We start from the raw sequence: 12,374 nt of genomic DNA on the forward strand, positions 1-12,374 counted from the left end.
GCCGATTAGCCTCACGAAGGCGTTTTGCCGACAGACTCACGCCTACTACAACATTAGACTGTCGTGACCTGTCGAGGAGTGCTGCATGGATATTTTCGGGATCGCGGTGTTGATCTTTCTGGTGACCGACCCGTTCGGCAATATCGCCATTTTTATCGCCGCGCTGAAGAACGTCGCGCCCAAGCGCCGGCTGTGGGTGGCGGGGCGCGAGTTGCTCTGTGCTCTGGCCTTCCTCCTGCTGTTCCTTACCTTTGGTGACAAAGTACTCAGCGCCCTGGGTTTGTCGCGCGAGGCAACCGCGATTGCCGGCGGTATCATCCTGTTCGTGATTGCCATGCGCCTGATCTTTCCCGGCCCGCAGGGCGTGCTCGGCGATGTGCCGGATGGCGAGCCGATGTTGGTGCCGCTGGCCACCCCGGCGGTAGCCGGGCCCTCGGCCCTGGCGGTATTGATGACCCTGCGCAATACCCACGAAGGGCCGCTCTGGGAGCTCTACCTGGCCGTCATCCTGGCGTGGGCGGCGACCGCCTTTATCTTGTTGCAGGCCTCGTTCCTGCAGCGTTTCCTCGGCCCTCGCGGGCTGACCGCAGTGGAGCGACTGATGGGTATGCTGTTGATCATGCTCAGCGTCGACATGCTGCTGGATAACCTGCAAAGCGTGTTGCATATCAGCCCATGAGAATCCTTTGCCTTGCCCTGTTGCTTTGCCTGCTCGCCGGTTGTGCCAGCGGTCCGCGCATCGACAGTCGTTACACGGCGATCGGCCAGAACAGCCGGGTGCAGTACATCGTCCTGCATTACACCTCGACCAATCTGTCGAACTCGTTGCGTCTGTTGACCGAGGAGGAGGTCAGTAGCCATTACCTGATCGGTGATACGCCGGCGATCATCTACCGCCTGGTCGATGAAAACCGCCGTGCCTGGCACGCCGGGGAAAGCCAGTGGCAGGGGCGTACCTGGCTCAATGCCAGCACGATCGGCATCGAGCTGGTTAACCGTGGTTATTCCGACGGGCCCAACGGGCGTCAATGGCAACCCTTTGCCCCGGCGCAGATCGAGGCGCTGGTCGAATTGCTCAAGGACATCATGCAGCGCCACCAGCTGGCGCCGGGCAGCATCCTCGCCCACAGTGACGTGGCGCCGCAGCGCAAGGTCGATCCGGGGCCGCTGTTCCCCTGGAAACGCCTGGCCGATGCCGGTCTGCTGCCCTGGCCGGATGCCCACGCCGTGGCGCAGCAACAGGCAGAGTTCAGCCAGAGCCTGCCCACGGTGGCCTGGTTTCAGCAGCAGCTGCAGCGCCAGGGCTATCTGGTGCCCGAGCATGGCGAGCTGGATGAGGCCACGCGCAATGTGCTGGCAGCCTTCCAGATGAAGTACCGCCCGGCGCGCTACGACGGTGAGCCGGATGCCGAGACGGCGGCGCTGCTGCTGGTTTTGGGGCGCCCTACACGCTAGCTCGATCACCGCTCGTGGTCAGTGCTCAGCCATCCGCTGTCCGTTAGTACTCCTCCCCTCTCCCTCTCCCTCTCCCTCTTGCGTTTGCGTGCCTGGGCCGCGGCCGGTCGGCGGCTGCTTGCCCGGCGGCATAAGCTCGCGCGCGCAGCGCCACAGCCTGCGACCGCCATGCATCGATTCTCCCGGGTGTTGCGAAAGTTGCGGGCAGGTACTGCTGGACAAAAATTGTATACAAAGAATAGGATGTTTATCGACATAGCTGTCTACAATCCGCATACAAGAATAACAGCGAGTACCCCAGCATGACGACTTCACCTGTTACGCCGTCTCCTGCGCCGCGCCCGGAAGACGAAAATCTTGGCATCGGTGCCAACCTTGCCTATGGCTTGCAGCATGTGCTGACCATGTATGGCGGTATCGTTGCCGTGCCACTGATCGTTGGTCAGGCCGCGGGCTTGTCGCCAGCGGATATCGGCCTGCTGATCGCCGCCTCGCTATTCGCCGGTGGCCTGGCGACGCTGTTGCAAACCATCGGCCTGCCGTTCTTTGGCTGCCAGTTACCGCTGGTGCAGGGCGTTTCCTTCGCGGGTGTGGCGACCATGATCGCGATCATCGGTAGTGACGGCGCGGGTGGCATACCCGTAGTGCTCGGTGCGGTGATTGCGGCGGCCTTCATTGGCCTGCTGATCACCCCGATATTCTCGCGGATTACTCAGTTCTTTCCGCCGCTGGTCAATGGCATCGTCATCACCATCATCGGCCTCACCCTGATGCCGGTGGCGGCGCGTTGGGCGATGGGCGGCAACAGCCGCGCCGAGGATTTCGGCAGCATGGCCAATATCGGCCTTGCGGCGCTGACCCTTGCCACCGTGCTGCTCCTGAGCAAGCTCGGCAGCGCCAGCATCTCACGCCTGTCGATCCTGCTGGCCATGGTGATCGGTACCCTGGTTGCGGTGGCGCTGGGTATGGCGGATTTTTCCAGGGTTGGCGAAGGGCCGATCCTGGCTTTCCCGGCTCCATTCCATTTCGGCATGCCGACCTTCCAGGTTGCGGCGATCATTTCGATGCTGATCGTGATCATCGTTACCCTGGTGGAAACCTCGGCGGACATCCTCGCGGTCGGTGACATCATCGAGACCAAAGTGGATTCCAAGCGCCTGGGCAATGGCCTGCGCGCCGACATGATCTCCAGTATGTTCGCGCCGATCTTCGGCTCATTCACCCAGAGCGCGTTCGCCCAGAATGTCGGCCTGGTAGCCGTCACCGGGGTCAAGAGCCGCTACGTGGTGGCCACCAGTGGCCTGATTCTGGTGACCTTGGGTTTGCTGCCGGTCATGGGCCGTCTGGTTGCCGCAGTCCCTACCTCGGTATTGGGGGGGGCTGGCATCGTGCTGTTCGGTACGGTGGCCGCCAGCGGCATCCGCACCTTGTCCAAGGTCGACTACCGCAACAATATGAATCTGATCGTCGTGGCGACCTCAATCGGCTTCGGCATGATTCCCATCGCCGCGCCGACCTTCTACCACCAATTCCCGGCCTGGTTCGAAACCATCTTCCACTCCGGCATCAGCTCGGCGGCGATCATGGCGATCCTGCTGAACCTGGCGTTCAACCACTTCAAGGCCGGTAACTCGGACCAGCAATCGGTCTTCGCCGCGGCCAGCGAACGCACCTTGCGCTACCAGGATGTCGCCGCGTTGAACGATGGTGACTACTTCAAGGGCGGTAAGTTATTCGACGCTGAGGGTCGGGAGGTCCCGCTGGTGGTGGCAAGTGCTCCGGCGAGCAGGTCAGGCGGCGGGCAAGCGTCGACAGTGGCAGCGGCCGCCGACAGCTAGGCCGGCGCTAATAAGCGTCAGCGCCAGCTTCAAGCCCGTCGCCAAGCGCCCAGCATCGTCTCGACAACGGTGGCCGATTGGTCGTGACTGGGGATGATGGCGGGCATCCATCTGGCTCCTGTACCAGGCTCTGGCATCCGCCTGGGCAGGCTGATGCCAGTAGTAAAGTGCAATCCTGACGCCAAGGCTGCCGCTCAGAACGGCAGTTCCAGATAGAAGCGCGCGCCCTGCCTCGGCCGTGACTGCACGCCGATGCGCCCGCCGTGCAGTTGGGCGATTTCCTTGCACAGCGCCAGGCCGAGGCCGGCGCCACCGGTCTTGCGCCCGACCTGGACGAACGGCTCGAATATCCGCGCTTGCTGGCTGTAGGGAATGCCCTCGCCATCATCCTCGACGCTGACGATCAGCCGCTGACCCTGGCGCCGTGCCTGCAGACGGACCTGCCCGTCGGCGTGACTGTGGCGCAGGGCGTTGCCGAGCAGGTTGTCGAGGGCTCGTTCGATCTGCAGACGATCCAGATCGATCTCCGGCAGCGCGCCGCCGACCTCGACGCTCAGTGTGACCCGGTGTTCGGCGGCCTGGGCGGCGAAGCGCTGTTGCGCCTGCTGCAGCAGTTGTTCGAGGTCGCACGGGCGCCTATCGAGCTGTTGCAGGCCGTTCTGGTAGCGCGAGAAATTCAGCAGGTCGTTGATCAGGCGTACCAGGCGGTGCATCTCTTCGTCGATGGTGCGCAACAGGTCGGTTTCACGGGCTTCGTCGCTGAAGTGCAGACGCTCCTGCAGCAGACCGAAGGCCATGTGCATGCCGGTCACCGGGGTGCGCAGTTCATGCGAGGCGCGCAGCACGAACTCGTTGCGCACGCGTTCGAAGGTGCGCTGCTTGGTGACGTCGTGGAGCACCATCACCGCGCCCTGGATATGCCCCGAGGCATGACTGACCGGGGTCAGGCTGTAAGCCAGCAGGCGGGTTTCCCCGTCGGCTTCGATCTGCAGGTCCTCCAGCGCCTGTTCCAGGTTCTTGCCTTGCAGCACACGTTGCAGCTGCTCATCCAGTTCAGGCTTGTGCAGGGCGTGGCCGAGGCTCTGACCGAGAGGCTGGTCGTGCCAGTCGAGCTGGCGCTGGGCGACGGGGTTGAAGTGTTCCAATAGGCCGTGGCGATCGAAAATCAACAAGCCGTCATCGATGCTGTCGAGCACCGCCTGCAGGCGGCGCTGCTCGGCCATCAGCGCGGCGATGTTGCTGTTCTTGAACTTCTGCACGGCCTCGGCCATCAGGCCGAAACGCCGGCTCAGGGTGGTCAGCTCGGCGGCCTGGGAGATGGGCAAGGACACCTGGAAATCACCCTGGCCGATCTGGTCGGCGGCGCGCGCCAGGGCTTCGATCGGCTGACTGAAGCGCCGCGCGATGCTGTGCGCGGTGATGAAGCCAATGACCAGCACGGCCAGGCCGATCAGACCGAGTAGCCCGGTAATCAGCCAGGCACGTTCGCGCATCATTGTCTGGGCGCTGTGCATCTGCTCGACATAGCGCATCTGGATGGCATTGATACGGTCGCGCAGGGCCCTCAGGGCGTGACCGAAGTCGTCGTTGTTGAGTAGTTGGCGACGTACCGCCAGCGGTGTTTTCAGGAGGTTCTGGTAATGCGCATAGGCGCGGCCGATCTCGGCCACGGCCTGGCGGTCGCTGTCATCGATGGCGCCTGCGCTGGCCTTGCCGAGCCACTGCTGAAAGCGCGCGTCGGAGGTTTTCAAGGCATCGCGGTCGAGCTTGTCGGCAATCATCAGGATGACCTGGGTGCCCATCTCCTGACGCAGGCCGAGGGAGGCGTCGATGATGGCGAGGTTGCGGGTCATCGCTTGGTTCTGCCCTTTGCTCAGCTGCCACACGCTGAACATGCCGAGCAGTAGGCCGAACAGGGCGACGGTGATCAGCGCACTGCTGCTGAGGAACAGCTGACTGCGCAGTTTCATAGGTCGAGCAGCTTGCGTTTGCGGTACAGGGTCGAGGCGTCGATACCGAGTGTCTTGGCCGCCTGTTCGAGGGTGTCGCTGCTGGCCAACACCGCGCCGATGTGGGCCTTCTCCAGTTCCTCCAGGCTCATCGCGGCGCCGACCTGCGGACCCTTGCCAGACGGCTGTTCACCGAGGCCGAGGTGGCTGACCTCGACCAGCGGCTGGGCGCAGATGATGCTGGCGCGTTCGATCACATTGCGCAGTTCGCGAATGTTGCCGGGCCAGCGGTAGGCCAGCAATGCCGCGCGCGCGGCATCACTGAAATCCCGCGCCGGGCGGGCGTATTCCTTGACGAAGTGGGCGAGAAAACGCTCGGCCAGCGGCAGCAGGTCTTCGCTGCGCTCGCGCAGTGGCGGCAGACTGAGGGTGATGACGTTGAGGCGGTAGAGCAGGTCTTCACGAAACTGACCATCCTTGACCATCTCGCCGAGGATTCGATTGGTGGCGGCGAGGATGCGCACGTCGGCCTGGCGCGTCACCGGGTCACCGATCCGCTCGTATTGCCTGTCCTGGATGAACCGCAGCAACTTGGGTTGCAGGGTCAGCGGGAAATCGCCGATCTCGTCGAGGAACAGGCTGCCGCCGTCGGCCTGGTTGACTCGGCCCTGAGTGCTTTCGCTGGCGCCGGTGAAGGCGCCGCGGCTATGGCCGAACAGTTCGCTTTCCATCAGTTCGGCGCTCAGCGAGGGGCAGTTGATGGTCACGCAGTACTTTTTCGCCCGCCGGCTCCAGCCATGAATGGCCTGCGCCAGTTCACCCTTGCCGGTGCCGGACTCGCCGAGAATGAGGATGTTGGCGTCGGTAACGGCCACCTGACGCGCGGTTTCCAGGATCGCCATCATGGTCGGATTGTTCGAGTCGAGGTCATTTTTGCTGTTGCGCACCTGGCCTTCCAGGGCATCCAGGCGGGTGGACATGGAGCGAATTTCCAGTTGTTTGGTCGCGGCCATGCGCAGTTGCTCGGGGCTGCAGGGCTTGACCAGGTAATCTGCCGCGCCGGCCTGCATGGCATCCACTGCGGTATCCACCGCGGAATGCGCGGTCACTATCACCACGCGCATCCAGGGCGCCTGCACGCGCATCTGGGCGAGGACGTCGAGGCCGTTGTCCTCGCCCAGACGCAGATCGAGGAAGCACAGGTCGAACACCTGGCGTTGCAGCAGCGCTTCAGCCTGATTGGCACTGCTGGCCGTGGCAACCTGATGGCCAGCGTCCTCCAGGCAGTAACGGAAGGTGCGTAAGATCGCCGCCTCGTCATCGACCAGCAGGATGCGCCCGCCTGATTGTGCTGCGTCCATGTCCATGTCCATCTCCAGATGGCTGAATATAAGGATTAGTCCCAGGGATTTCGTGCAAGTTGCATGACGAGCATGCGGAGATCTTGCAAAATGCATGCTGGTGGTTCTGAGTATTATTAATAACGTGTTGATATATATGAATTTAATTTTAATTTATGGACTGGCACAGGCTCTGCAATAGTCCACTTACACATAGCTGCCGCAGGTAGCGCGTAAGTGGATTCGATAGGAGTACTGCCATGCATCAGTTGAAAACTCTGGCCCTGGCCACCGCGACCGCCGGTTTGTTCGCCTTCATGCCCTTGGCGGCCTACGCCGAGCAGGGCGATCTGAGCAGTCAGCTGAGCGAAGCCCGCCAGGAAGGCTCGATCTGGACGGCGTTCGCCCTCAACCGTCACCTCAGCCCGTTCAAGATCGATGTGGATGTCGAGAACGGCAGCGCGCTGCTCACCGGCAGCGTGGAAACCGCTGTCGAGCGCGATCTTGCCGAGCAGGTGGCGTTGGGCATCGAAGGGGTGAACAAGGTTGATAACCAGCTGCAGGTCGATCCGAAGATCGAACCCACAGTCAGCAGCGGATCGACCCTGGCGCAGCGTTTCGATGACGCCACCCTGGTCGCCACGGTGAAGTCCAAGCTGCTGTGGAACAGCAACACCGAAGGCCTGGACATCAAGGTGATCAGCGAGAACGGTGTGGTGACCCTGTCAGGCAGTGCACAGACACCGGCGGCCAAGGAGCTGGCCGGGCGTCTGACGGCCAATACCGACGGTGTGCGCCAGGTGCATAACCTGCTGACCGTCAGCGCCAGCGATACTAATGCGGCGAAAGCACAGCACGCCGCGACTGATGCTGGGGCCGCGATTAGCGATACCTGGATCACCAGCAAGGTCAAATCCAGCCTGCTCTACAGCCGCAACCTCGATGGCCTGAACATCTCGGTGGCGACCAAGGCCGGTCAGGTCACTCTCGGCGGTAGCGTGCTGAGCAAGGCCGAGAAGCAACTGGCGATCGAGACCGCACGCAACATCCGCGGCGTTCGGGCGGTGGAGGCCGCAGGCCTGAATATCGCTGATTAAGCTTTAAATGCCGGGCGACGCAATCGCGTTGCTCCCCGCTCTGCTCGTCGTGCAAAGCGCACGGCGGCCAGAGAGGGATCGGGCAGGCTGCCCGTAATCCTTGCAGGATATATTTTTATCTTATTGATTTTGCAGCATTTTTATTTTTCGTATGGCTGGCATAGCCGTTGCAATATTCAAGTTAGCAGTACCCAGCGCGAGCATCCATGCCGGCCGGGCACCGGATGACCCAGGCAAGACTGGGAGGAGTTTCAGGATGAGCCGCCGTCACTTTAATCTCGCGGCAAGCGACCTGTATCTGTTGCTTGGCAGTGCGTTCCTGCTGGCACTGATTGGGTTGATGCTGAGCCGGGATGCCGAGGTGGCTGCACCCCGTACTGCAATGACTGCTCCAGCCCTACCGGTAGGTATTGCGTCGGATGGAGTGGCGCTGGTGTGGGTCGGCAGCGATAGCCTGGAGCGACCCCTCGCGTAAAGCCAGTTGGGTGTTCAAGCCATGAACATGCAGCTGCAGGCGAGCAAGGCGGCCCTCCGCGCGCTGGTCTTGCTGCTAGCGCTTGCACTGCCCGCGCACGGGAACGCGACGTTGAATTCGAGTGATACACCGCAAGATTTCACACACGTAGGAGAAACGCCATGTTGAGCTGGGCCATAACTTTTCTGATCATTGCCATCGTCGCAGCCGTACTGGGTTTCGGTGGTATCGCCGGCACTGCCACGGGTATCGCGAAGATTCTGTTCGTGGTGTTCCTGGTGATGTTTATCGTGTCGTTCATCATCGGTCGCCGCCCACGGGGCTAAAAACCACCGATGACGCCACTCAAACCCTATGTCACCGCCCGGCTGCTGTCGGGCGCTGTGGCGCAACTGAGGCGCAACTGCAGGAGGGCGCCAGGATAATTGACGGCAGGCGCCGCACAACCTGGGCGCTGCCACCTTGAGCCGCGTTATCATCCGCGCATCGATCGGGGGTGGATGATGCTGAACGGCTTGTGGCTGGGATTTTTCGTGGTGGCGGCAGTGGCGGGTTTGTCGCGCTGGTTGCTGGGTGACGATCCGGCGGTATTTGCCGCCATGGTCGAGAGTCTGTTCGCCATGGCCAAGCTGGCGGTCGAGGTGATGGTGGTGCTGTTCGGCACCCTGACCCTGTGGCTGGGCTTTCTGCGTATCGCCGAGAGGGCCGGCCTGGTCGACCTCCTGGGCCGTGCGCTGGGACCGTTGTTCGCGCGGTTGATGCCCGAGGTACCGCGCGGCCACCCGGCGCTGGGCTTCATCACCCTCAACTTCGCCGCCAACGGCCTCGGTCTGGACAATGCCGCCACGCCGATCGGCCTGAAAGCCATGCGGGCCCTGCAGGAGCTGAACCCGAGCAAGGTGGTGGCGAGCAACGCGCAGATCCTCTTCCTGGTGCTCAACACCTCCTCCCTGACCCTGCTGCCGGTATCGATCTTCATGTACCGGGTGCAACAGGGCGCCGACGACCCGACCCTGGTGTTCCTGCCGATCCTCCTGGCCACCAGCGCCTCGACCCTGGCCGGCCTGCTGGCGGTGGCCCTGATGCAGCGTCTGCGTCTGTGGGATCCGGTGGTGCTGGCCTACCTGATTCCCGGTGCGTTGCTGCTCGGCGGCTTCATGGCGCTGCTCGCCGGGCTCTCGGCCACGGCACTGGCGGCACTGTCCTCGCTGCTCGGCAACCTCACCCTGTTCGGCCTGATCCTGCTGTTCCTGCTGGTCGGTGCGCTGCGCCGGGTGCCGGTCTACGAGAGTTTCATCGAAGGCGCCAAGGAAGGCTTCGACGTGGCCAAGAGCTTGTTGCCCTACCTGGTCGCCATGCTCTGCGCGATTGGTGTATTGCGCGCCTCCGGCGCCCTGGATTTTGGCCTGGATGGCGTGCGCGCGGCGGTGCAGTGGCTGGGCTGGGACACCCGTTTCATCGATGCCCTGCCCACCGCGCTGATGAAGCCGTTCTCCGGCAGCGCGGCGCGGGCCATGCTGATCGAGACCATGCAAAGCTTTGGCGTGGACAGCTTCCCCGCCTTGTTGGCGGCTACGGTACAGGGCAGTACCGAGACCACCTTCTATGTGCTGGCGGTGTATTTCGGTGCGGTGGGCATTCAGCGCGCCCGACATGCCGTGGCCTGTGCGCTGTTCGCCGACCTGGCCGGGATTCTCGCCGCCATCGGCGTGTGCTACTGGTTCTTCGGCTGAGGCGGTGTTTCGGCTTCGCCGCTCGGGTCGGGAGCCGGGGCGCCAGCTGACTCCAGCACCCGGAAGCGCAGCACGCCAATCATCTGCCCGGCCTCGGTGAGCACCTGGATCTGCCAGTGGCCAAGCGCGTCCTTCGGGAAATTCTGCTTATGGGTCCAGGCGCGGTAGCCTTCCTTGCGCCCTCCGGAAATATCCAGAGCAATGCGTTCGACTTCCTCGCCGTTGCGCCGCCAGACATGATAAATGCGCTCGTTCAGGCCCCGTGGCGCACTGATTGCGGTGTAGGCGAACAGCCCCTGGGCACGCAATTGAGCGACGCCGAGCTGCTTGATTCCAGCGCCTGGTGAGCGGTTGCTGTCGTTGAATTCCTGGCTCACCGCCACCTCGGTCAGCCACAGGGTGGCTGGTGGCACCCAGACCCGGGCCAGCCAGCCGGTCGCACCCAGCGCCAGGATCAAGCCGACCAGCAGCACGCCGCGCCACCAGCGCTTTACGGTGATGACCCCGGTCAGGCTGGGAACCGACAGGATCACCGCGGTGGCCAATGCCAACTGATAGCTCTGCGGGGTGGTCAGCTTGAAGATGATCGGCAAGGCGGTGAGCATGACCGCGAACAGCGCCAGGGTGTGATAGGCGAGGAACAGCCAGCGCCGCGGCGCCAGCCACTTGTAATACAGCGGGTCGATGATCGAGACCAGCGCCGCCAGCGCCAGCACGCCGCTGAACAGCGCCTGGCCGCTGTTCCAGGTGGTGGTGATGAAGAAGAATGGCAGGACGAAGAACAGGCTTTCCTGGTGGATCATCTGGGTCGCGTAGCGCAGCAGCGGTGGCGGCAACTCGAAGCCGAACCAGCGGGCGATTTGCGCGCGCAGGATGTTCTCCAGAATCAGCCACAGCCAGCTGACCAGCATCACCGTGGCCAGCACCTGGGCCAGTTCGGCCTGGCGCTCGACCAGCAGAAAGCTCGCCAGCCCCGAGGCAAAACCGAAGATCGCCACCAGGCCCGGATTGCGCTGGATCAGGGCGATCAGGCGGAACAACTGGGTTTTTCCGCGCGCGAGTAGGGTCAAGGGCAGGCTCATGGCAGTGGTCGGCGAGTAGTCGAGGATACTCCTTGTGTCCGCCGCCTGTGTCCAGAGCCGCCTGCCGGTTTTCAATGGTTTCGCGTGCTCGGCGCGGGACAGCGCGCGGCCTGGCTACAGTCGCGCGGGTTTCCTCGTACTGCGCAACCTGGCACCTGGTCATGGCGTCATTGCTGGACACGGCTGGCGCACTTCGGGTCGGCCAGGATCACGAGCAGGTGGGCCTTCCCGACGGCCACTCCCTGCGCATTGCGGCGGTGGATCATGCTCGATTTCTCGACACGGCAGGCGCAGCTACAGACTCGCTTACCCGCTAAAAGCGCATTGCTCCGTGCAAATTTTGTCTGAACGGTTAGACTTTCTCGCTTCTGGCCGCAGCCCACGAGGTCGCGCGGCTTAACAACAAGCAGAAAAGGAGCACTCCCATGAAAGGCAAATCCCTGGCATGGGTCCTGTCGGCTGCGCTTGCGGGTATCACCCTGAGCGGCGCGGCACAGGCCGAAGAAAAATTCATCACCATCGGTACTGGCGGTCAGACCGGGGTTTACTACGTCGCCGGCCAATCGATCTGCCGCTTCGTCAACCGTGGCGAGCACGGCATCAAGTGCAACGCCCCGGCCAGCGGTGGTGGCGTGGCCAACGTCAATGGCCTGCGCAGCGGCGAGTTCAACTTCGGCATCATGCAGTCGGATCACCAGTTCAAGGCACTCAATGGCGTGGCGCCGTTCGAGGCTGAAGGCGCGATGGGCGACATGCGTGCGTTGTTCTCCTTGCAGAGCGAAGTCTTCACCGTTCTCGCTCGCCGCGATGCCAAGATCAGCAGTTTCGACGACCTCAAGGGCAAGCGTGTCAACGTCGGCAACCCGGGTTCCGGGCAGCGCGACACCCTCGATGAAATCATGCAGATCAAGGGTTGGGACAAGTCGGTGTTCGCCCTGTCCGCGGAGTTGAAGCCAGCCGAGCAGGCCTCTGCCCTGGGTGACAACAACATCGACGCCATGACCTACTTCGTCGGCCACCCCAATGGCGCGATCCAGGAAGCCACCACCACCACCGATGCAGTGCTGGTGCCGGTGACGGGCGCTGAGATCGACAAGCTGTTGGCCGAGAAGAGCTACTACACCAAGGCCGAAATTCCGGGTGGCGTGTACAAGGGCAACGATGCGCCGACCCCGTCGATTGGCGGCAAGGCAGTACTTTCCACCACCACCAATGCCGACCCGGAAGTGGTCTACCAGCTGGTCAAGTCGGTGTTCGACAACCTTGAGCGCTTCAAGCGCCTGCACCCGGCTTTCGCCGATCTCAAGGAAGCCGACATGATCAAGGCCGGCCTGACCGCGCCACTGCATGACGGCGCCGTGCGTTATTACAAGGAACGTGGCTGGATGTAAGCCCCCGTTCGTCG

At 62.9% G+C, this 12,374-nt stretch carries 11 protein-coding genes; 8 read left to right on the forward strand and 3 right to left on the reverse strand.

All coding sequences use genetic code 11. The features are described 5' to 3' along the window. The first annotated feature begins 85 nt into the window (after positions 1-85). The 3 genes from VCJ09_RS00535 to VCJ09_RS00545 all read left to right on the forward strand — a co-directional run bounded on the left by VCJ09_RS00535 (position 86) and on the right by VCJ09_RS00545 (position 3,293). A complete protein-coding gene (locus tag VCJ09_RS00535) occupies positions 86-679 on the forward strand; it encodes a MarC family protein (protein WP_324732691.1) in 594 nt (197 codons plus the stop codon). Beyond that, positions 676-1,455: an N-acetylmuramoyl-L-alanine amidase gene (locus VCJ09_RS00540; protein WP_324732692.1), complete on the forward strand. Its 780-nt coding sequence runs from the start codon at positions 676-678 to the stop codon at positions 1,453-1,455. The genes VCJ09_RS00535 and VCJ09_RS00540 overlap by 4 nt, the downstream gene beginning before the upstream one ends. Positions 1,456-1,757: 302 nt before the next feature. Beyond that, a complete protein-coding gene (locus VCJ09_RS00545) occupies positions 1,758-3,293 on the forward strand; it encodes a nucleobase:cation symporter-2 family protein (protein ID WP_324732693.1) in 1,536 nt (511 codons plus the stop codon). 194 nt (positions 3,294-3,487) lie between these two features. Here VCJ09_RS00545 and VCJ09_RS00550 read toward each other — a convergent pair whose 3' ends face one another. Next, on the reverse strand, positions 3,488-5,263 hold the full coding sequence (locus VCJ09_RS00550; RefSeq protein ID WP_324732694.1) for a KinB sensor domain-containing domain: 1,776 nt from the start codon (positions 5,261-5,263) through the stop codon (positions 3,488-3,490). Continuing rightward, positions 5,260-6,603 carry a sigma-54-dependent response regulator transcription factor AlgB gene (algB, locus tag VCJ09_RS00555; RefSeq protein ID WP_324734737.1) on the reverse strand — a complete coding sequence of 448 codons (1,344 nt, stop codon included), beginning with the start codon at positions 6,601-6,603 and terminating at the stop codon, positions 5,260-5,262. Before algB ends, VCJ09_RS00550 begins: the two co-directional genes overlap by 4 nt. Before the next feature lie 239 nt (positions 6,604-6,842). Between algB and VCJ09_RS00560 the strand changes: the two genes are divergently transcribed. The 4 genes from VCJ09_RS00560 (at position 6,843) to VCJ09_RS00575 (ending at position 9,887) form a co-directional block, all read left to right on the forward strand. Next, positions 6,843-7,679 carry a BON domain-containing protein gene (locus tag VCJ09_RS00560; RefSeq protein ID WP_324732695.1) on the forward strand — a complete coding sequence of 279 codons (837 nt, stop codon included), beginning with the start codon at positions 6,843-6,845 and terminating at the stop codon, positions 7,677-7,679. A 256-nt stretch (positions 7,680-7,935) separates the two neighbouring features. After that, positions 7,936-8,154, forward strand: a complete 219-nt coding sequence (locus VCJ09_RS00565) for a hypothetical protein (RefSeq protein WP_324732696.1) — start codon at positions 7,936-7,938, stop codon at positions 8,152-8,154. A 161-nt stretch (positions 8,155-8,315) separates the two neighbouring features. Then, positions 8,316-8,480, forward strand: coding sequence for a DUF1328 domain-containing protein (locus VCJ09_RS00570; protein WP_324732697.1), 165 nt, complete (start codon positions 8,316-8,318; stop codon positions 8,478-8,480). Positions 8,481-8,657: 177 nt separating this feature from the next. Then, complete coding sequence (locus VCJ09_RS00575) at positions 8,658-9,887, forward strand: nucleoside recognition domain-containing protein (RefSeq protein ID WP_079205043.1); 1,230 nt, start codon at positions 8,658-8,660, stop codon at positions 9,885-9,887. Here VCJ09_RS00575 and VCJ09_RS00580 read toward each other — a convergent pair. Further along, positions 9,869-10,969 (reverse strand): DUF5924 family protein, encoded by a 1,101-nt coding sequence (locus tag VCJ09_RS00580; protein ID WP_324732698.1) that lies wholly within the window; start codon positions 10,967-10,969, stop codon positions 9,869-9,871. The genes VCJ09_RS00575 and VCJ09_RS00580 overlap by 19 nt on opposite strands. 425 nt (positions 10,970-11,394) lie before the next feature. Here VCJ09_RS00580 and VCJ09_RS00585 point away from each other — a divergent pair, with 425 nt between their 5' ends. Next, on the forward strand, positions 11,395-12,360 hold the full coding sequence (locus VCJ09_RS00585) for a TAXI family TRAP transporter solute-binding subunit (RefSeq protein WP_324732699.1): 966 nt from the start codon (positions 11,395-11,397) through the stop codon (positions 12,358-12,360). Positions 12,361-12,374: the final 14 nt, after the last annotated feature.

It is taken from the genome of Pseudomonas paeninsulae (genome assembly GCF_035621475.1).
Taxonomy (GTDB): domain Bacteria; phylum Pseudomonadota; class Gammaproteobacteria; order Pseudomonadales; family Pseudomonadaceae; genus Aquipseudomonas; species Aquipseudomonas paeninsulae.

What these genes read in the sequence shown, in the direction of transcription:
- VCJ09_RS00535 (WP_324732691.1), top strand. Translation starts at nt 86, where the DNA reads ATGGATATTTTCGGGATCGCGGTGTTGATCTTTCTGGTGACCGACCCG.
- VCJ09_RS00560 (WP_324732695.1), top strand. Translation starts at nt 6,843, where the DNA reads ATGCATCAGTTGAAAACTCTGGCCCTGGCCACCGCGACCGCCGGTTTG.
- VCJ09_RS00545 (WP_324732693.1), top strand. Translation starts at nt 1,758, where the DNA reads ATGACGACTTCACCTGTTACGCCGTCTCCTGCGCCGCGCCCGGAAGAC.
- VCJ09_RS00565 (WP_324732696.1), top strand. Translation starts at nt 7,936, where the DNA reads ATGAGCCGCCGTCACTTTAATCTCGCGGCAAGCGACCTGTATCTGTTG.
- VCJ09_RS00540 (WP_324732692.1), top strand. Translation starts at nt 676, where the DNA reads ATGAGAATCCTTTGCCTTGCCCTGTTGCTTTGCCTGCTCGCCGGTTGT.
- VCJ09_RS00570 (WP_324732697.1), top strand. Translation starts at nt 8,316, where the DNA reads ATGTTGAGCTGGGCCATAACTTTTCTGATCATTGCCATCGTCGCAGCC.
- VCJ09_RS00575 (WP_079205043.1), top strand. Translation starts at nt 8,658, where the DNA reads ATGCTGAACGGCTTGTGGCTGGGATTTTTCGTGGTGGCGGCAGTGGCG.
- VCJ09_RS00550 (WP_324732694.1), bottom strand. Translation starts at nt 5,263, where the DNA reads ATGAAACTGCGCAGTCAGCTGTTCCTCAGCAGCAGTGCGCTGATCACC.
- algB (WP_324734737.1), bottom strand. Translation starts at nt 6,603, where the DNA reads ATGGACGCAGCACAATCAGGCGGGCGCATCCTGCTGGTCGATGACGAG.
- VCJ09_RS00585 (WP_324732699.1), top strand. Translation starts at nt 11,395, where the DNA reads ATGAAAGGCAAATCCCTGGCATGGGTCCTGTCGGCTGCGCTTGCGGGT.
- VCJ09_RS00580 (WP_324732698.1), bottom strand. Translation starts at nt 10,969, where the DNA reads ATGAGCCTGCCCTTGACCCTACTCGCGCGCGGAAAAACCCAGTTGTTC.